Source organism: Metallosphaera sedula DSM 5348, assembly GCF_000016605.1.
Lineage (GTDB): Archaea > Thermoproteota > Thermoprotei_A > Sulfolobales > Sulfolobaceae > Metallosphaera > Metallosphaera sedula.
This window is the reverse complement of sequence record NC_009440.1, coordinates 2,002,682-2,022,217: the sequence shown is the minus strand read 5'-3', so window position 1 is coordinate 2,022,217 and position 19,536 is coordinate 2,002,682. Positions and strand designations below refer to the sequence as shown.

The 19,536-nt window shown below is 46.8% G+C and carries 18 protein-coding genes; 7 read left to right on the top strand and 11 right to left on the bottom strand.

Features of this window, described 5'->3' with window-relative positions; genetic code table 11:
- Window positions 1–1,080: an RsmB/NOP family class I SAM-dependent RNA methyltransferase gene (locus tag MSED_RS10750; RefSeq protein WP_235579885.1), complete on the bottom strand. Its 1,080-nt coding sequence runs from the start codon at window positions 1,078–1,080 to the stop codon at window positions 1–3.
- 4 nt (window positions 1,081–1,084) lie between these two features.
- Window positions 1,085–1,648, bottom strand: coding sequence for a precorrin-8X methylmutase (locus MSED_RS10745; RefSeq protein WP_048060181.1), 564 nt, complete (start codon window positions 1,646–1,648; stop codon window positions 1,085–1,087).
- A gap of 62 nt (window positions 1,649–1,710) precedes the next feature.
- Here MSED_RS10745 and MSED_RS12400 point away from each other — a divergent pair, with 62 nt between their 5' ends.
- Window positions 1,711–1,857: a hypothetical protein gene (locus MSED_RS12400; protein ID WP_155464962.1), complete on the top strand. Its 147-nt coding sequence runs from the start codon at window positions 1,711–1,713 to the stop codon at window positions 1,855–1,857.
- Here MSED_RS12400 and MSED_RS10740 read toward each other — a convergent pair.
- Window positions 1,847–2,479, bottom strand: a complete 633-nt coding sequence (locus tag MSED_RS10740; RefSeq protein ID WP_012022025.1) for a hypothetical protein — start codon at window positions 2,477–2,479, stop codon at window positions 1,847–1,849. The genes MSED_RS12400 and MSED_RS10740 overlap by 11 nt on opposite strands.
- A gap of 38 nt (window positions 2,480–2,517) precedes the next feature.
- On the opposite strand from MSED_RS10740, the gene MSED_RS10735 reads away from it, so the two are divergent.
- Complete coding sequence (locus MSED_RS10735; RefSeq protein ID WP_012022024.1) at window positions 2,518–3,408, top strand: NAD(P)/FAD-dependent oxidoreductase; 891 nt, start codon at window positions 2,518–2,520, stop codon at window positions 3,406–3,408.
- Between the two features lie 161 nt (window positions 3,409–3,569).
- On the opposite strand, the gene MSED_RS10730 is transcribed toward MSED_RS10735, so the two are convergent.
- The gene (locus MSED_RS10730; protein WP_012022023.1) at window positions 3,570–4,475 is read right to left on the bottom strand and encodes a 4-hydroxybenzoate octaprenyltransferase; all 906 of its coding nucleotides are present in this window, start codon (window positions 4,473–4,475) and stop codon (window positions 3,570–3,572) included.
- Window positions 4,476–4,477: 2 nt separating this feature from the next.
- Window positions 4,478–6,049 carry a citramalate synthase gene (gene cimA / locus MSED_RS10725; protein ID WP_012022022.1) on the bottom strand — a complete coding sequence of 524 codons (1,572 nt, stop codon included), beginning with the start codon at window positions 6,047–6,049 and terminating at the stop codon, window positions 4,478–4,480.
- 61 nt (window positions 6,050–6,110) lie between these two features.
- On the opposite strand from cimA, the gene MSED_RS10720 reads away from it, so the two are divergent.
- Entirely contained in the window at window positions 6,111–6,611 is a 501-nt protein-coding gene (locus MSED_RS10720; RefSeq protein WP_012022021.1) for a hypothetical protein, read from the top strand.
- Here MSED_RS10720 and MSED_RS10715 read toward each other — a convergent pair.
- The 4 genes from MSED_RS10715 to MSED_RS10700 are packed head-to-tail and all read right to left on the bottom strand — an operon-like array spanning window position 6,580 to window position 9,712.
- The gene (locus MSED_RS10715; RefSeq protein ID WP_048060371.1) at window positions 6,580–7,407 is read right to left on the bottom strand and encodes an ABC transporter substrate-binding protein; all 828 of its coding nucleotides are present in this window, start codon (window positions 7,405–7,407) and stop codon (window positions 6,580–6,582) included. The two genes, MSED_RS10720 and MSED_RS10715, sit on opposite strands and share 32 nt — an antisense overlap.
- A complete protein-coding gene (locus MSED_RS10710) occupies window positions 7,404–8,048 on the bottom strand; it encodes an SAM-dependent methyltransferase (protein ID WP_012022019.1) in 645 nt (214 codons plus the stop codon). The genes MSED_RS10715 and MSED_RS10710 overlap by 4 nt, the downstream gene beginning before the upstream one ends.
- Window positions 8,045–8,962 carry a cobalamin biosynthesis protein gene (locus tag MSED_RS10705; RefSeq protein WP_012022018.1) on the bottom strand — a complete coding sequence of 306 codons (918 nt, stop codon included), beginning with the start codon at window positions 8,960–8,962 and terminating at the stop codon, window positions 8,045–8,047. The genes MSED_RS10710 and MSED_RS10705 overlap by 4 nt, the downstream gene beginning before the upstream one ends.
- Before the next feature lie 36 nt (window positions 8,963–8,998).
- Entirely contained in the window at window positions 8,999–9,712 is a 714-nt protein-coding gene (locus tag MSED_RS10700) for an A24 family peptidase C-terminal domain-containing protein (RefSeq protein WP_012022017.1), read from the bottom strand.
- A gap of 120 nt (window positions 9,713–9,832) precedes the next feature.
- On the opposite strand from MSED_RS10700, the gene MSED_RS10695 reads away from it, so the two are divergent.
- Genes MSED_RS10695 through MSED_RS10685 form a run of 3 tightly spaced genes read left to right on the top strand, consistent with a single transcriptional unit; the run spans window position 9,833 to window position 16,277 of the window.
- Window positions 9,833–13,291, top strand: a complete 3,459-nt coding sequence (locus MSED_RS10695; protein WP_012022016.1) for a cobaltochelatase subunit CobN — start codon at window positions 9,833–9,835, stop codon at window positions 13,289–13,291.
- Window positions 13,288–15,090 carry a VWA domain-containing protein gene (locus MSED_RS10690; protein WP_012022015.1) on the top strand — a complete coding sequence of 601 codons (1,803 nt, stop codon included), beginning with the start codon at window positions 13,288–13,290 and terminating at the stop codon, window positions 15,088–15,090. Before MSED_RS10695 ends, MSED_RS10690 begins: the two co-directional genes overlap by 4 nt.
- A 50-nt stretch (window positions 15,091–15,140) precedes the next feature.
- Window positions 15,141–16,277, top strand: coding sequence for an acyl-CoA dehydrogenase family protein (locus MSED_RS10685; protein ID WP_012022014.1), 1,137 nt, complete (start codon window positions 15,141–15,143; stop codon window positions 16,275–16,277).
- Here the strand turns inward: MSED_RS10685 and MSED_RS10680 are convergent.
- Window positions 16,260–17,477 (bottom strand): ArsB/NhaD family transporter, encoded by a 1,218-nt coding sequence (locus MSED_RS10680; RefSeq protein WP_012022013.1) that lies wholly within the window; start codon window positions 17,475–17,477, stop codon window positions 16,260–16,262. The genes MSED_RS10685 and MSED_RS10680 overlap by 18 nt on opposite strands.
- Window positions 17,478–17,534: 57 nt before the next feature.
- Between MSED_RS10680 and MSED_RS10675 the strand changes: the two genes are divergently transcribed.
- The gene (locus MSED_RS10675) at window positions 17,535–18,647 is read left to right on the top strand and encodes an MFS transporter (RefSeq protein WP_012022012.1); all 1,113 of its coding nucleotides are present in this window, start codon (window positions 17,535–17,537) and stop codon (window positions 18,645–18,647) included.
- Here the strand turns inward: MSED_RS10675 and MSED_RS10670 are convergent.
- Window positions 18,624–19,520: an acyl-CoA thioesterase gene (locus MSED_RS10670; RefSeq protein WP_048060178.1), complete on the bottom strand. Its 897-nt coding sequence runs from the start codon at window positions 19,518–19,520 to the stop codon at window positions 18,624–18,626. The genes MSED_RS10675 and MSED_RS10670 overlap by 24 nt on opposite strands.
- Window positions 19,521–19,536 lie beyond the last annotated feature (16 nt).

The following is a 19,536-nucleotide window of genomic DNA, read 5'->3' as shown; positions in this document are numbered from 1 at the left end:
TTAACTCACTCCTCGCAACGTAGCTATAAAAAAGTCCTCAGTTCCGTGGATATGTCCAAAGTACCTTCTGCTTAGCTTACCTGACTTATGCTTCCCATATCCCTCAATCCCTCCTACTTCAGTTGTCATCAACTTATCCACGTACTCGTCCATTATGACTTCCCCCTCCTCTGGAAATATGGAACATACTGAATATACGGCTTTCTTAAAACTAATATTAAATGCCTCTTTTATCATTAATTTTTGCAGTTTCGAAAAGTTCTCCACCTTATCCCTATCCCTGAGAGTTAAGAGCACAGTGGGCTCCTTGTAGAATATCCCTGAGGATGAGCAGGGTGCATCTATGAGTACCTTGTCAGCCCTTAGGACTGAATTCCTGGTGGAGTCTTGGTTGATAAAGTCCACCTTTCCCAGATCTACACCCAGTGTTGACAATAACTTGATTTCCTTGTCCAATCTTTTATGGTTCAGTTCAGCAAGGATGAGGTAAACATCTCCTTGGGTAAGTTCGTAGATAAGTTCTGCCTTCAAGCCGGGAGCGGAAGCCAGCTCAAGTATTACGTCTCCCTTCTCTGGCCCCAAGGCTTGCACTACCGCAACGCTGGCCTTATCCTGGACTATTATCTTGAAATCATCAAATTCTTTTGTTTTAGTAATATTTCCTGATATAACTCTAAAAAGGTAATTAAAGTCTTCATCCCTTTCAAACTTGATACCCTGTGTCTCAAGGGAACTGAGGACGTCGTCCTCGTCAGCCAATATTCTGTTCACCCTAAACCATTTGTACCTTCCAAGTTCGGCACTCTTTAGATATGCGTCCAGGTCAATTAGCTCCTTGAGTTCCTCGCTCATCCATGGAGGGAGAGATACCTTACTTCCCTTGTTCAGGAATGAGGTCACCTTCTTTCTTGCCGATTTTCCCTCCAGGGCATAGTAAGACAAAACAAGTTTTCTAGAGAGCTCGAACATCTCATCATAATCCACGTTTCGAACTCTTTTGATGGACTTGGCCTTGGAGAAGGCCACCGGTAAGGGGTCTCCTCTCTCACAGAAGTGTAGCACCGATGACAGGAAATCCACCACGTCACTCAATTTCCATCAAAGCCCTCACTATGCTGACGCCTAGGGCAACTCCACCCTTCACACTTATGTTAGTTATGTATTCAACGTCGGTTTGTTTCGTTAGCCTATACTTTGCATGAAGAGCATTGACAAAACCCACCGGAACGCCTATGATGAGCGCTGGCCTTACTCCCTCACGAATTAAGTCCAGTAGCCTCTCGAGAACTAGGGGGCTAGTTCCAATTAGCACCGCCTTTCCCTCCAACCTATCCCTCCATGACTCAACTATGTCGTGCGCCAGGTACCTGTGTTTCCTGGAAGTTGGCTCAATATACTCCCCTAAACCTCCTAAACCTTCCCTAGCCATCCTCGTATCCACAAGCACACCTCTCCTAACCAGTTCCGGTCCCACATCTAGAGCTCTCCTTGAAAACCTAAGGGTTCCCACGAGGTCTAGATCACCGGTGCTCCTTATGGCCCTTAGAATCACCCTTCTCTCCCTTTCCTCCATTAGCTCTAGGATTTCATTTAACACACTTTTGATCCTCCTTTCACCCTCTTCACTGATATTATCAATGAGCCCCATCACATGGTCATATTTGTGTTCAGGATCGCCGGCTATAAAATGTTGGTGAAACAATTATGTATATGAAAGATGAAATTATTTCCCTCTTACTCATCGCACTGATACTGGCGTTCAAGGGGTCTTCCCTCGATGACGTGATGTATATACCTGCTTTGTACTTCACGCTAAGGCTGATAAGGATAGTAAGGTCAGGAAAGGCTAAAGCATAAAGTATCTATTTTTCGAACAGAGCCCAACCTCTCTACACCTGTTTACAAAGCATTCCACACCCTGTCTTCCCTTAAGGCCTAATTCTTTGGAGTATTGCGAAATACCCTTGCTGGATGCCACTATCGAGGCTGACTCCCTAATGGCAATCTTCACCTTAGAGGCTTGCGATTCGTCAAGGTTAACGGCTATTAACTTGAGCACTAAGGGAACATCCCCGCACTCTTCTCTCCAGAGCGGAGTCAGATCTTCGTCTAAGTCATCTGTACTAACGAAACATTTACAATCGCCCCTAGTTACCGTTCTTTTAGGATCGAACATTTTCATGAAATAATACTCTGTAGAATTGGAACTTTTGACACAAACAGGACCTCCTTCGCATTCACCCTTAATCCCAATTTTCTCCGCAACTCTTGCTCCATTTGAAATAAATTTGATATCTGGAATATAATTTATTATTGGGATAGGAACGTAGATCAGATCGAACTTCTGAAACACGAATTTTAGATCATCCTCCTTTACCTTGACAGGCTCTATGGTTATATCTCTCTCAAGTTTACCTTCAAGCAGGGGAGTTAAGGGTATCAGATCAGCCTCGTTTGAGTATCCTAGGGATAATTTCACGATTAGACATTTAGTTCTCCATCATCTATTAAGCTTAGATGAACGATAGGGTTGTAGGCACACTAATTATAGGCGGAGGATATGCTGGGCTCAACGCTTACTATTCGTTGAAGGGAAATGCAACAGTACTCTCAAGGAGCGACGAGTTTAGGTTCTGGACAGCCGAACTGAGGAAAGTCGTAGAGCCCCAAATAGCCACGCGGACAAAGGTACCCTTTGTGGAGATAGGGGAGGTAAAGGACGTGGATCTTTCCTCTAGGGTAGTTCAGGTAAATGGTGAGAGAATCCAGGTCACTAATCTAGTTATCGCTCCAGGTTGTGTTAGGGAGAACCTTAATGAAATCATGGGAGAGTCGGTCAAGTTATCCAGAGTGACGTTGGGGAGCCAGGATGAAAGAGACGAGTATTTAGTTCTCCAACTGGCGTTCTACCTCAAGAAACTAAGAAAGGATGTCAAAGTCAAAACTTCCTACCTAAAATGGTTGGGTGAGCCACTGGTGAGCGAAGTGTCTGCTCTCCTTGAGCAAGCTGGGATTGGTACCACTGAGTCTCCTGATCTCGTCCTAGACGAGTGTACACCACCTCATCCCTTTTCGTTTTATGAGGTAAATCAGTTCCTAGAGGTGAGGCAAGGGGTCTTTGCAGCGGGTGATATTATCAAGGGATGGCCCAAGTTAGGTGAATTGGCCATGAGAACTGGCATATACATTGGTCAAAGAATAAGGGGATATGCAGGGGAATTTAAACCGATCTTCATTTTTATTTTGGACAATGGAAGGGGGACAGGTCTTCATGTGAGATCTACCTTTCCGTGGGGAGGCAGACAGCTATCCATTACTAAGTCGAGGATCAGACCACTATTTAAGCGGTTTATTGAAAGATATTACATCTGGAGAAAGGGTAAAATGGGATTTCTAATTAACCTCTAGGACACCCAGGGACCCGGGGGGTGTCTGGGGGAAAACTCCTCCTCATTCAGAGGTCCCTGAGAGTCCTGTATAAAATTTGCATAATGGGGTTAATTTGCTTAGCGTAAGAGTTTTCACTTTGCGTCATATTTACGTTGACATGATAAACTCGTCACCCTTCTTTAGGTGAATGGTATCCCAAGAAGAATATCCAAGTCTATGCCTAACCCCAGTATAATTGAGGAGTAAATATTATAGTAGAAAGCCTTCCCAAACATCCCCTTGGAGGCCAAATAGAAGGCGTAGGCCATAACGAGGCCGTGCAACACCGTTGAGGCATAGGAAATAGGTCCTAGGTTATACATGAAATCAGCAAGGATATCGAGGAGCACTGAGAACAACTGATTTAGTCCAGCGAAGGTTAATGCCCTGTTACCCAGCACTACAGCGAAACTATGTAGACCCATCTTTCTATCGAAATCTGCATCCGGAATATGATTGTAAAGATCGAATCCAACGGCCCAAAGTATCGTTGCAATCACGAACAACCAAGGAACGGATCCCAACACCTGGGTCAGGGATGTTGCATCTACTCCCACGCTGGCCACAGCTCCGCTAAATACTGCCAGGCCCTGCACTGTGGCTATTTGATAATTCGCGAAGGCAGTGAACCTCTTCATGTAAGGATAGGTCATTGTAACCAGTGCCACTATGGGTGAAAGAAGGAAGGCCCATCTATTCACAAGATAGGCAGACGCGAAGAAACCCACGAGGCCTATGGCTATCAATACCTTGGCCTCTTTAGTGGTTATAGCTCCAGTGACAAGGGGCCTCGTCCTTGTTCTGGGATTTCTCGAGTCTATCTCCCTATCAGCTAGGTTATCATTAGTCATCCCTGCTATCCTAAGGAAGAAGAGGGCCGAAAATATTAGTAACAAAACGCTTGGAGATGGTATACCCCTAACGGCTACGAACGCCCCCATGTATGCCATGGGCAGACTAAAAAATGTCTGCTCCATTCTAAGGAACTTCAAATAGATGTAGAGTTTACCGTGACTAGCTGTCGCTCCTCCAGGATCCCAAGACACGACTACTCTTTTGCAACTAGAGGCTTTAATTTCTTATTAAGTTGAAGATAATAGTCCAGCCCATCCACAAGTGCCATTATCGATGCCTCTATAACGCTAGTTGAGACACCTTCAGTCCTCCAAGACCTTTCTCCGTCGTTAAACTCGATGGTCACACGTACTACGCTCTCCGTGTTCTTTACCTCGCCTGGTAGAACGACCCTGTAATCCGTGAGTTTAACTCTCTCTATTTCAGGAAAATCCTTTGAGAGGCACCGTCTCAGCGCCACGTCCACTGCGTGAACTGGTCCCGTACCCTCAGCAGCTTCAACTCTAGAGTTAACCTTGACTACGGCAAGGGCTAATCCGTTCTCGTTTATAACCTTCCAGTACTGCACGTCGAAGAACTTTTCATATATTCCCATTTCCTTGAAGGCCACTAACATAGCCGATTCAGGTGCCAGGTCAAAGCTGTATCCGCGGGCCTCCATCTCCTTGATGGCCTTTAATGCCTTCTTCAATTTCTCCTCCTTCTTTTCTACCTTGATTCCCAGTTTCTCAAGGTAATTCACTAGGTTTGACGTCCCAGAAAGCTCTGAGATTACTACCTTTCTCTGATTGCCCAGTAGGGACGGGTCTATATGTTCATATGCTCTGGTGTTCTTCATTACCGCATCGGCGTGAACTCCTGCCTTATGGGTAAATGCGTTATCTCCCACATAGGGCTGGAAGGGGTTGGGATGTAATCCTGCCAATTCATAGAGTGTGGAGGACACCTGTTTTAGCTTCTTAAGACCATCCTCATTCTTGAGTACCCTATACCCCATTTTTAGAACGAGGCTGGGTATTATCTGAATTAGGTCAGCATTTCCAGTTCTCTCACCAATTCCGTTAATAGTTCCCTGAACGTGTCTAGCCCCTCCTACTACCCCCATCAATGAGTTGGCCACCGCTGTACCCGAATCATTGTGCATGTGAACCCCAAGCTTCACCCTAGTGTTTTCGGCCACTCGTCTGGTTATTTCTAGTACCTCATGGGGTAGCGTGCCCCCGTTGGTATCCGCTAGGGCGACAACTCTTGCCCCAGCCTCACCTGCAGTATTAACTACCCTTATTGCATAATCTGGATCCTCCTTGAAGCCTTGATAGAAATGTTCAGCATCGAATATAACCTCCAGTCCATGATCCCTCAGGAATTGGATGCTATCAGCTATTATGGAGAGATTATCTTCCAAGGTGGTCCTCAATATTTCCTTGACGTGAAGCGTCCATGTTTTACCGAAGAGCACCGCAACCTTGACGTCTGCCTCTAGAATTGAAGATAGGCTCGGGTCGTTCTCTGGCCTTAAATCCTTCCTTCTAGTGCTCCCGAAAGCTGCAATCTTTGAATGCTTAAGGTGGTAGTTCTTAATCTCCCTGAAGAACTCGTAATCCTTAGGGTTAGATCCAGGCCATCCACCTTCTATATAGTCCACTCCTAGCTCATCTAGGAGAAGGGCTATCTTTATCTTATCCCTTAGGGTGAAGGAAATAGTTGCTGCTTGAGAACCATCCCTAAGGGTCGTGTCAAGTATTTCTATGGATTTCTTGGCCACCGGCCATGGTTAGGTAATGTTTAAACTGATTATATAAACTTGACTATAGAGATGTGCAATTATGAACCTCAACTTACTGGTCGTTGGGTTGGTGTTTCTAGTTATTGGCTCGTCACTTTACGTCTCTTTACCATTGTATTATCCAGGTTATTCTTCAGTAAACAATGTATACAAATCTAACCAGGGGTATGTGATAGTAGGTCCTGATCAATCCGTCGTAGTCAAGAACTTCACCGCGCAAAGTGGGCAGGCAATAATATTTCTAGTTCTCAAGGGAAATGCAAACGTTTCGCTATTAAGCTCCACTGGTAAACCAATTCTTAATCAACAAAAGGAAGTCTCCATAGAATTAAATCAGTCAAGGTACGAAATCGAGATAATAAACCTAGATAATCAAACCTCAAATATCTCTTTTACATATGGACTATTTAACGCACGGACAATTAGTAATTTCTATTACTCCCTGGGAATTCTTCAAACCTTCCTAGACGTTGTAGTCTTGGCCGGTGTCGCAATGATACTTTGGTACGTTATTTCTTGGTTTGTAACCAGGAAAAAATGACCTTGTTAATCCACGGGATTACCTCCTGAATAAAGCTAGGTCCCTGATGTGCTAGGAAATCTCCCCTGCTCACGTATACCGGAAGATTTAACATGTGAGAAAGTCCCCTAGTTTTAAGAGAGTCCCTAAAGCGTTGCAATTCCTCTGGTCTCTCCCTCTTGGGCTCATATATTATCAAGTCTACTTGTAATTCCTTAAGTTGATCTGCCCTTGGCTCCACGTAGGCATCAGTTAGGCTGTCAAATACGTTCTTTCCTCCGGCCAGCCAAATTCCGTCGCTGATGTGTGACGGGAAGCCAGGAGTTATGGGACCTCCTAGGTCAAGCTCTACGTAAACCCGAGGCCTCACCTCGGGGTGAGGTAAGCTGTTCAATTTGTTTAAGAGGTCCAGATAAAGTAACCTAGAACTTTCCTGATGACCAGAGGCATTGCCAACCAGAAGGATATTATTCAGGATTTCTCCAACCGTGGTAGCCACCCTCAAGGGGTAAACTGGATAACCTTTTCGCTCTAGCTCTGATGTAAGGTCCTTTTGAGCTCCTAGCGTGGTGAAGATTATGTCCGGCTCAAGTTGATCCAAAATCTCAAACTTAACGTGGGTGTAGCTTCCCAGCTTTACCCTGTTTCTGGCCTCTGGAGGTCTGTAACTGAAGGCATCTGTTCCCACTACCAGATCGCCTGCCCCTATCATGAACAGGGTTTCTGTGGAGGCAGGATCTAGGCTCACCACTCTCCTTGGGGGATTCTCCACATCTACGAAGTCGTTCAGCACATCGTTGAATATCTTTTTCCTCATCTGAACCATCTCTTGAGCACGAGAAGCGAGTTCATATCCACGTAGTCAATGTTCAACTCCTCGACCTTTCCATGAATAACCCGTTGTTCTCTCCTCATAGCGTTGCGAACTATGTAGAAGTTCCATCCCCTCGCCTTATCCTTAATCTCCTTCTCTATCATCTTTGCGTCCCCTCTCCTTCCCACGGGATTAAGGTTGTATATCCCTATTGTGAAATTTGCCTCTATTGTCGCCCTCAGTTTCTCTAGGATTTTGTCCAGAGTTGTTGAGTATGTGCTAGCATTTATCACGGCGTAATCATCAAGAGGTATCTTTAGCAGGCTAGCGGCGAGGCTAATTGCGGTGATCCCTGGAATCACCTCATCAGCGTCTCCATACAGGCGAGATCCCATGCCAAAAACCATAGGGTCGCCAGAACTGATCACTACGGTGTTCCTGTCCTTCATTTCGCGAGCTTGAGCAACCCTCAACTCTATTTCCTCTACCTTGCTTTCCATGATCTGAGCGTCGGGATTAAGGAAATCCTTGACTAGATCAACGTAACTAGAGTAGCCTATAACTACGCTAGCACTTCTCAGCTCCTTTACTGCCTTAAGCGTAAGGGTGTCTCCACCAGCTCCTATCCCCACAACCTTGATCATTTAACCCCCAAGCATGTAACTACTCCATATGCCCTTTTAGTTCTTTTAAGAACAATTCTAGTTCCAAGTGCCTCGAGCGAAGGTTCGCATACACCATCAATACCAAATCTATCCCTGGCAACCCTGGATGGAGTAGATTGACTCCTACCTCGAATCTGATCCAGTGGAACGTAGATAATTGACGCACCTAGCATGTTACCTATCTTCTTGATCCTTTCATCTCCCTGCTTTATCTCAGGAACAGCAATAAAATCCAACCTCCTTTCATACACATGAAGCGATTTCATCGTGCTAACTATTGAAAAGTAGAGGACTTCAAGCGGAACCCCTGTGGAGTATCCAAGCCCTATTACCAGTCTCTTGGGCCTTAAGGTGGGAAGATCCGAGCACTCTTCACCTATGACTAGGTCAGCGTTTTCTAACCTGTCCGCGGGTTCGAAACCCTCAACCACCTTAAGGTCTAACCTATCCTCCACGAAGAACCTCAGCTTCCCGTTCTTAACAAGTTTGAAGTTCAGCGAGTCTGCCACCTTCGGGTCTATCTCAAGCCCATTCATCCACGCGAATTCCTCTACGCTGTAAATACCCATCTGTGAGGTACGTGACGTGAGAACAAGTTGAGACCCCATCAAATCTGCAATTATGCCTCCGAGGATGGAGCCACCACGATGTTCCTTGATGACGGGTATCACATAACTACCGTCATCTGTCACACTGATGACTACCGGGTCAGTGGCCTTATCCCTTATCAACCCTAGAATCTTTCTCACAGTAATTCCCAGGGGATAGAAGAACACGTAGATCTCAGGATTCTCATTGACCACGTAGTATCCAAGCTCCTCTAATCTTTTGGCCAGTGTTTTAGCCAGCTCGTTACTGGGATCAGAAACTATCTTAATCTTAGATACATACAAGTCAAATACTTGATTAAGCTCACCCCTTATTAAACATCATGAAAAAGGTAGTCCTATCACAAGGCTTATCAGGTAACCAAGCAAGATGAAGGGAAGAACTGGTACTCCCCACGCAACCCATATGTATCTTTCCTCTTCCAGTTTGCCCTCCCTAACCAGTTTAGCGTAAAGATCTCTCCAGTGCGAGTCATCCTCGTCAACCGAAAACCCCATCCTAAGGCTCTCGGACCCGCTTTCATCGATTTCTGTCAAGGGAAAGAGGAACTTCGACCTGAGGAATTGCTTCACCTTGATTCTCCTTGCCGTGAAGGACAGAACAAGCCTGGTTCCAAGTGGCAATCCACTGGTATATTTGAAATTACGTGCGAAATTAATTATTCCGGACAGGACGATTAGAACGGATGAATATAGCACCACTATTAAAGGTTCCATCCCCTGCTGGGATAACCCGCTGAATAGTAGTGGGTGCACCGACGCGTTCGCTAGGCCCAGAATGATTATTGCGAATAGATCTGCACCACCCATGAATGAGATAACGTAAAACCCGAAGAACACAGCGAGGACTGCGACAATGGAATAGAGATAGATGAAAAGGTTGACCTCGTGAATATCGAAATAGAGGAAGGCTATAAGTGGAGAGTATATCAACCAGATCTTGGGATCAACTTCCCTATACCTTAAGTCCAGAATTGAAGTGTGAAGCAACATCACGACACTTAGAAGGACCTGTAACAAGTATATAGGCAACACGGCAGGAAACCCTCTTCATCCCAACCCTACACGGGGGAGTCTGGGGCCAGATACCCTTACCAGCGTCTTATCAGGTAAAGATAAAAAGTTTTCCGTATTGTATGGATAGGCTAACCAGGAATGATCCAGGATAGGAAATTAGCCATCCTCATAGGCTGGAACGGTTCTGTGATAAGAACCTTCGTGGAGAAGGCCCAGGAACTGGGAGTCGAGTTAAGGATCAAATATCCCAGGCTGGATCCCATCGACGATAACTTCATGAGATTTCTTGAGAGCGCTGACGTGGTCTTCATTCACCACTTCTCGAGCGAACAGCTTTACCAGGAAATAATGGAGAAGCTTTCCCCAATCCTGAGAAGAAAGGAGGTCGTGGTGGTCGTAGATCCTGCGTTAAGTAACTACAACAAGGCTCCTCCAGAGGCCCTTGGGAAGGTATCGGCTTACTATTCGTATGGCGGAGAGGTAAACATCAAGAATCTCATTCTTTACCTGCTTAGTCTAAAGTATCCTGACATCACCGCACAGGAGCCTAAACCACTCCCCTTCTCGGGGATATACCACCCGAGGTTCGCAGAACCCTTCAGTGAAGTGAGGGACTTTCTAGATAGGGTTGGTGATTCTGGGAAAAGGGTGGGAATTCTCTTCTACAGGACAGCCTGGACTGACAGGGACCTGGGCGTGGTTGATGCAATAATTTCAAGTTTGGAGAGGCACGGAATCACCCCTATACCAGTTTTCGTGCAAGGATTTGGGAGCAAGGATAGGGGAATAGAGGGAAATGACGAGGCGATTCAGAGGTACTTCATGATTGATGGGAAGCCCATAGTGGACGCGGTGATAAGTCTTCTATCCTTTTCCCTTATCAAGAACTGGGATTCCACTATCCTTCAAAGGCTAAACGTTCCCGTGTTCCAAGGAGTTATAGATTATTACAAGACTGAGAACGAGTGGCTCTCCTCCAAGGGTCTAGATCCCATAGGAACCATGATGAGCGTCATGATGCCGGAGCTCAACGGGACCATAGAACCCATCCTAGTGGGAACGATAAAGGTTGTTAAGTCTGGCAACTACACCTACAGGATTTTGAGCCCTGCGAGGGATCAAGTTGAGTACCTGGTTTCCAGGGTAAGGAGATGGATAGACCTCAGGTATAAACCTAACAGCGAGAAAAGAATTGCCATCATCCTCCATAGCGCCTCAGCATACAAGGACCTGGAGGCAAACATAGGCACTGCCACGGGATTGGATACGCTACAGACGACCGTTGAGATCATGCACCTCCTGAAGAGACGTGGATATACCGTGAAGGATCTTCCCTCTAGTGGGGAGGATTTGGTCAAGCAAATCATATTGAGCAGGGCCTTTCCAGAAACTAGGTGGAACTCCCTCGAGGATATCCTCAGGGCTGGCACAGCTGGAACCCTTAGCTACAAAGACTACATGGAATTATTCAGTACCCTCCCTGAAGAGGCCAGAAAGAGGGTGATTGAAACCTGGGGAGAGCTGAAGCCTGGAACCAGGGAATACATGTTTGACGGCGAGAAGTTCATCATACCTGGTCTCGTTTTCGGCAACGTGTTTGTGGGGGTTCAACCAAAGAGGGTTACGTGGCAGGACGAGGAGAACGCGATCAGGTTAGTTCATAACTCTGATCTGCCGGTTCCCCACTTCTGGTTAGCCTTCTACAGGTGGATAGCTAAGGGATTTGGGGCTGATGTGATAATCCATGTGGGGACTCACGGTACCTTAGAGTTTACGCCCGGTAAGGGGGTGGGATTATCCCCTGCCTGCTTCCCACAAATTTCCGTGGGCGAGTTACCCCACCTTTACATATATTCCATGAACGTGCCTGGGGAGGGCATAACTGCAAAGAGGAGAAGTTACGCAGTTCTAGTGGATCATCTCTCTCCTCCCACCATGTTCGATGAGATACCTGAAGAAGCTAGGAAACTAGAGGACATGATAGAGGAATACGAGGAGGCGGAAAGGGCGGATAACGAGGTTAGGCAGAAGCTGGTACTTAACAAGATCAAGGAGACCGCTGAGAAGATAGGGTTGACAGTGGACTTCACTGATCCAGATAAGGCCACACACGAGATCGAGCACAGGCTCAACATCTTTAAGGATTCAACCATCTCCAAGGGACTTCACGTACTGGGGGATGTGCCGTCTGAGGAGGACTTAGCGGAATATGTTGTTACGGCGACGAGATTCGAGGAGGATTCCTTGGTAAAGACATATGGTAGGGAGAAGGCTAAGGAGATGGTGATCAGTGCCATTCAAGGCCAAACTAAGTTACCCGAAAAGGAGAATTACGTCCTCACCAAGGTTCTCGAGTCCGTGAACCTGGAGAGGGAAAGTCTAATGGAGGCGCTAAATGGGAGATTTGTGGAGCCTGGTCCATCGGGCTCAATTACCAGGGGAAGGTATGACGTCCTCCCCACTGGGAGGAACTTCTATGCAGTTGACCTTTGGAAGATACCAACGCAGTCGGCCTGGCAAACGGGTGCCTTGTTAGCTGAGAAACTGATAGATACTTTCTACAGGAAGAACGGCAGGTATCCAAGGGCAATAGGCTTCATACTCTGGTCAACTGACGTTTTCAGATCAGACGGAGAGCTAGTGGCCCAAATTCTCAGGACCCTGGGCGTGACACCTGTGTGGAACCCCATAACCAAGAGGGTTCAGGGAGTTAAACCAATACCATTAGATGAACTCCAGAGACCTAGAATTGACGTGGTAATCAACGTTAGCGGTATCGTGAGAGATAACCTAATGAACATCGTGGAGCTGTTGGACGAGGCAACGCAATTGGTATCCTCCCTTAACGAGCCAGAAAGCCTTAATTATCCAAGGGCCAACTCCCTCAAATATCACGTGTTCTCAGCTAAGCCAGGGGCTTACGGTTCTGGGGTGAGCCACGCCATAGAGTCTGGGGTGTGGAACCAGGAATCGGAGCTTGGGGACGTATACCTTGACTGGTTAGGATACGCATACGGGAAAGGGAAGAACGGTATAAGGGCCACAGACTCGTTGAAGAGGGCCATTGAGAACGTGGAAATGATAGTCCACAAGAGGGAGATAGACGAGATAGACATCCTGGACGATAGCTGTAACTACAGCTACGTGGGAGGGCTCTACCTAGCTTGTAAGAAGATAGGCAGGAACCCTGAGCTGATGTATGAGGATACCTCCAATCCTAACAGGCCTCAGCTTAGGCTGTTCAGGGAGGAGATAGAGAGGGTAAGCATTGGAAAGCTTCTCAACGACTCATGGCTTAACTCGCAGATGAGGTTTGGGTACAGGGGAGCCACAGAGATCCTCAAGAAAGTTGAGCATCTTTATGGATGGGCAGCTACCACTAGACTGGTAAATGATCAGATCTTCAATAACGTTGCCTCCAAGATAGTGTTGAATGAACGAATGAGAAACTGGTTCAATGAGGTTAATCCATACGCCCTCGAGGAGATAACGAGAAGGCTGATAGAGGCAAAAAACAGGGGCATATGGAGGCCTTCAAAGGAGATTGACAAGCAACTGTTAAACGTTTACTCGCAGATAGAGGGAGAGCTAGAGTGAGGTCTTTTCCCTTCAGTGCCATTGTGGGTCAAGAGAGATTAAAGAAAGCCCTTCTCCTCGTTGCAGTTGATCCAACCATCACAGGTGTGCTAATCAAGGGACCCAAGGGAGTAGCCAAGTCCACGGCTGTAAGGGCTCTGGCCAACCTCTTGCCAGAGATAGAGGTGGTAGCTGATTGCCCCTTTTCCTGCGATCCAGACCATAGGGAAAGGATGTGCAACGGGTGCAGGGCGAGGGTAGATCAAGGCCAGAGACTTCCCAGGGCTAGGAGAAGAATGAGGATAGTCGAGTTACCTGTGAGTGCCACCCTCGACAGGGTTGTGGGCACCCTCGACATAAAGAGGGTCCTAAAGGAAGGGGAAAGGGGTCTTGAACCAGGTCTATTGGCCCTCGCGAACAGGGGGATTCTATACATAGACGAAGTGAACTTACTTCCCGACGAGGTGGTGAACGCAATTCTAGATGCCGCGGCCTCTAAGTTTAACGTGGTGGAGAGAGAAGGCATCTCCATCATTCATCCTGCAGATTTCATCCTGATCGGGACCATGAACCCGGAAGAGGGAGAATTAAGGCCACAGCTACTGGATAGATTTGCCATATCCGTGGAGGCAGAGTCCCCTGGGAGCCCTGAGGAGCTCATAGAGATCTCAAAGCGAGTTGAGGAATTTGAGAGAAATCCAGAGGAGTTTCTCTCTAAGTACCAAGAAGAGGAAGCCCAACTCAGGGAGAAAATCCTTAAGGCAAAGGAGATCTTGCCCACAGTTAAAATTCCCGATAAGCTGATGCAATATCTGGCAGAGGAGATTCTGTCTCAATCCTCCAGTACCAGGGCAATGATAGCAGCGGTAAAGGTAGCAAAGGCCCTCGCAGCCCTAAGTGGTAAGACGGAGGTGGATGAGGAGGAAGCGAAGCAAGCCCTGGAATTCGTGTTACATCACAGGGTAAGCGAGAGGCGTGCCTCAGCTCGCTCCAGTAGTCTCCCCAGGAATCAAGGAGAGGTTCAAGGCAACACTACGAGTGACACCAATTCCTCAGGTGGCAGTAGGCAGGAAAAACAGGAACAAGAAATTAACCTCTCAATAAAGCCAGATTTACCCAAGACGAAGTCACCTGGAACTGGCTTCGGAAAAGGTGGAATATTCGATACCATCACCGGCAGGTTTAGGGGTGGCGGGATTCATCTGGATCTTCACTCCTCCCTGATTAACATGGCCCTAGATCGAAGGAACTGGCTTAACCCAGATGACCTAGTCATGAAGAGCCTGGAGACCCAGGGAGCGATACCCATCCTACTTCTCCTGGACTCTAGCAGGTCCATGGACTTTTCCAGGCGAATTCTAGTCGCAAAGGCCATACTTAGGGAGTTGCTCCAGAAGGCATACCAAGTGAGGAGCAAGGTTGGTCTCGTAACTTTCTCAGGATCGGAGGCCAGATATGACGTTCCCCTAACCAGAAACTTGAGAAAAGTCGAGGAGTTCGTCAACGGGGTTCGTCCTGCTGGTAAGACCCCCATGTCCATGGCCCTGTACCTAGCCTTGCAAATCGTGAACAGGGAGAGGAGATCCAGAAGAAAGCTAAATCCCCTAGTCTTCTTGATCTCGGATGGTAAGGCCAACGTCTCCCTTGGAGGAAATATTCTCCAAGAGCTAGAGTATTTTTCTATCAAGTTAGGTGAAGTTTCTAAGTTCATCGTGATAGACACCGGAAGTCCCTATCAGCCCTCTTTCAATCCCACGCTTGCTGAGAGAGCTCATGGCCTCTTATTACGTGGATCAGATTTTGTAGATAATTTGCACTAGAGGTTAAGGTAAAGTTTAATATCATTTATACCTTTCAGAGACTGATAGCCATGTTCGAGTTAACAAAGGAACAACTTGAGTACAAGGAGAAAGTGAGGGACTACGCCCAGAAAGTTGTTAGGGAGTACGCCAAGGCTATGGATGAAAAGAACGAAGGAGGAGAGAAGATAGTAAAGGACTTTGGAGAAATGGGACTTCTAGGAATGAAGATTCCACCCCAATATGGTGGCCTGGGGCTAGGTGAGGTAGCCTTCGCCATTGCCACGGAGGAACTGGGTGCGGAGAGTGGCGGAGCGTCACACAGCCTTCATACCCAGCTGAATGCCCTTCAGCTTCTAGTCTCAGTTGGAGGGGACTCAGCCAAGACGTGGATAGAGGAAGGGGTTAAGGGAAAGGAAATTTACGCTGTAGCACTTACAGAGCCTGGCGCTGGATCTGATCTTGGTGCGCTTCAGACGACAGCGAAGTTAGAAGGAAACGAGCTAGTCATTAATGGGGAGAAAATCTTCACGAGTGGGGCATCGTTTTCCACGAAGATGGTAGTTCTGGCAAGGACAAGCGGTAATCCGGGAGATAGGCAGGGCATCTCAATGCTACTTGTGGACACAAAGACCCCTGGGATAGAGGTTCACAAACTAGACCTTATGGGGATCAGGGGAGCTGGAGTGTCCTACGTGAAGTTTAACAACGCTAGGGTTCCAAAGGACTCAATTATAGGCAAGGAAGGAGACGCCTTCAGGGGGGCAATAAAGGCATTGATGGTAAGCAGAAACGGTTATGCCGGTATAGCTGTGGGTATAGCCAGGGGGGCTTTAGAAGATGCAGTTAACAGGGCTGCATCGAGAAAACAATTTGGAAAATCTCTCCTTGAACAGGAGTGGATATCCTTTAACCTAGCAGATGCACTAGTAAAGGTTGAGGCATCAAGGCTACTGACCATGAGGGCAGCCTACATGCTCGACAAGGGAATAGAGGCGTTAACTGAGGCCAGTATGGCCAAGTATATGGCTGCTATAACCGCAGCTGAAGTTAGTAGGACTGCCTTACATATATTTGGAGGACATGGGCTAAACAGAGGCTCGAAGGTTGAGAGGCTATATAGGGACGCTAAGATTATGGAGATTGCAGAAGGAACAAATGAGATGCAGCTTATAGCGGTATCCAGGGCCCTACAGCCTAAGAAATAGGTAGAGAACTAGAAAATTTACTATCAACAGAGGAACAGAGTTTTTAATAAACTCTATAAATCCAAATCCTTTTCCTCCCCTACTTTCTGAAGACTCTGAGATTATCACATTACTAGCTGCTCCTATTAACGTGAAGTTGCCAGCTATTGTGCTACCTGCGGCTAGGGCGAGCCAATCCAGCGGAGACGTGGCACCAGAGGAAATCATCACAGGGATGTATATTGCGACCAGGGGTACGTTGCTAAGCAATTGGCTAACCAGAACGCTTACCAGCATAATGGTAAAGACGGACGACGGGGATGGAAGATAGCGGACTATGGCACTCAGGACCCCACCCTTTATCATGCCCTCTGTAAACATGAACAATCCTATGAAGAACAAAATGGTAGACCAATCCATCCTCCTAATGATTTCTCTCCTCCTTTTGGAGACTAGGATAAGGATAGACGAAGTGGTAAGGGAACCTAGGACTATGTCTATTCCGAGAAAACTAAGTGAGAAAAATAAAACTACAGTAATACCCAGTAGAGCCAGAGATGTGTAGGCAGTGACAGGGTCCTCTATTTTTTCCTGAAAATGGCCAATCTCTCCGTCACTCTTAAGTTCCTTCCTAAATAGTAGGAGTAAAATGGGGTACGATAGGACAAGGTTGATCAGCGTGGGCAGTACCAAGATCATCGCAAACTCGATGAAGGGATTCTTCAGACCGGCATCTAGGGCTATTAGAAGATTTTGTGGGTTTCCGGTGGGGAGCATTACGCTTCCAATTGTAACTCCAAATGCTAGCGCGTACAGGAATGGTTTCTCATCCACTCCAAGTTTCTTACTGCTTTCAAGTATTACTGGCGTCCAGCTAGCCGAGACACCGTCATTGGTCACCAGATTTGACAGCAAACCGGAGAAGAGCAACACCCCAAAAAGAGTTCTAGAGGGCGTCTTGAACTTATTTACAATATAAAATCCTAAGTATTTTAGAAAGTCTGAAACCTCCAGGGCAGAGGCGAAGGTGAAGAGGGTAATGAGGAAAAGGACGACGTCAAGGTTGATAGACGCAAATCCCTCCTGAGGAGTAATAACACCCGTCACTATCATCATTACACCCCCGAAAAACATGGAGGCCCAAGGGGGTATTCCAGAAACTCCCCTAGTTGCTATTAGTGCGTAGGTGACTATAACAACAGCAAACGCTAACAGGTTCATGGCATTAAAGATAAGTAGTCTGATTTAAAGGGCTTCCATTTACGATAAGGGTTCATAATGAGAAGGTTTCTTTCGCAACCGTTGCTAATCACGGCCACGACTTATATGGGAATATGGTACCCAGTAACCCTGTATTCTCAGACCAAGTCTATTTTTCTGCTGGGATTAGCGACGACGCTGTACAATCTGAGTAACGCTATTGGTTCCTATTTCTGGGGGGATCTATTGGACAAAACGGAGAGAAGGTTCGAGTACGGGATTTTACTCCCTGTGTCTTTGGCCATCTCGGCTTTACTTTTGGGAGGGAAACTAGAGGAGAGTCTGCTTGGCTATACCATCACGGGGTTCGCGTCGGCCCTGAACTCGCCACTTTATTCTCTCCTTCTTCTAGAAAATTACAGCTTTGAGGAGATTCCTAAGATGAATTCGAGGCTGTCTCAATTAACTTTGTTGGGAAATGCCGTGGGAAGCATTTCAGCTATCGCTGTGAGCTCATTTCTCTTTCCTCTCTTAGTGTGTGTTGCATCCATTCCTCTTACGGTTATGTCCTTGAGAGGTGCCCACGGTAAAATCAACATAGATAAACCCTCTAGACTAAGGAGCATAAGGGAGTTAACAGGGGCTTTAACGTCATTCACGGCCTTTAACTTCGGTGCCGAGATATTCTTCACAACCTTTGTTCCCTTCAATTACCTCATGGGAAATCCTGGGTCCTACATTTATGTGAGCTATTTCGTGTTATATTTGCTTGACGAGGGCATATATTACGTGGCAGGTAAATGGTCCCCTGGGAGGGAGGCCTTCCTGATGCATCTCTCAATCATGGGGCGTGCCATGCTAGTGTTAGGCATATCACTAATTCTGAAACTTGGGATCAGATCAAGTGAAGCAACCATACCACTCTTTGTGACCTTTGGTTCATTCTATCCCTTGTTCGGAACCTCATTCTTCTCATTCATGTTCAGGAACTTGAAGAGGAACAGGGGATCCATCATAGGAGTATTTAACGCGGTCGAGGACGTGGCTAATATAGGCGGAAGCGCGACGGTCAGCTTTCTAGGAAGTGACCTAAACCTGGACTACCTGGTGGCCTTCTACTCCTTTGCACTATCTGCAGTTACCTTGTACAGCTTCATTACCAGGAGGTTATCTTCCCCTTCTTCTAACTGATTCGTTCCACAGCTCTATTTCATGTGGCGTCTGTGGAACGTATCTGGGCATTTCCTTCTTATTTCCTTGAGGATCTACCCTCACATACGTGAAGTATGCCGTTGTCACGTGTTTACACTCTTGTGTGGTTTCATCTAACCTGTTCACATTTATCAGGAGGTCTATGGACGTCTTGCCTACGTATGTTATCCCCGCGTTCATTTCCACTATATCCCCTAGCCTTATGGGGGAATAGAAGAAAATGTCGGATACCGCAACAGTGACAACTCCGTCCTGATCCGGTCTGTAGTTTTCTATGCCGTTATATCTTAACGCCAGTGTCCCTCCTAGGTCATCCATGGCCTTGAGGAGCATTCCAGCCGACATCACCCTTCCGTCATAGGTCATGTTTGGGCCGACGAAGATAGTGTTACTCAGCCTATACCTCAAAAAATTGGTTGGGTCCTCAGAACAGGCAATTTCTTTCTTGTTTCTGATTTTCTGAATCTTGTCGTTTCTCCTTTGTATGGCAAGCTCAATTGCCTCTCTTTCTTCCTCCGTCTCACCCATCACCTTCTCGCCCACTGGGACAGGCCTGAAGTCCTGGTTAACCTTAACGTAAGTTCCACTGGCGGTTACTATAACCTCAGATCCTCTAGATGCCCTCATTTCCACCTCCATGGATGAATTACCTACGTATAGAACTCGAGCGTCCACGAAGACTATGTCCCCTAGGTTTGCCCCCTTCTTGAAGAGAACCTGATCTAGGGAGGCCAGTACGGTTAGGCCCTTGCTCACCTTCATGGATGCTAGCATGCCCGCATCTGCCAGGAACTTCAGCATATCGCCCCCGTGAAGCCTTCCCATGAAGTTGGTCTGTTGATAGTGGACCATGTTTATTGTTCTAACT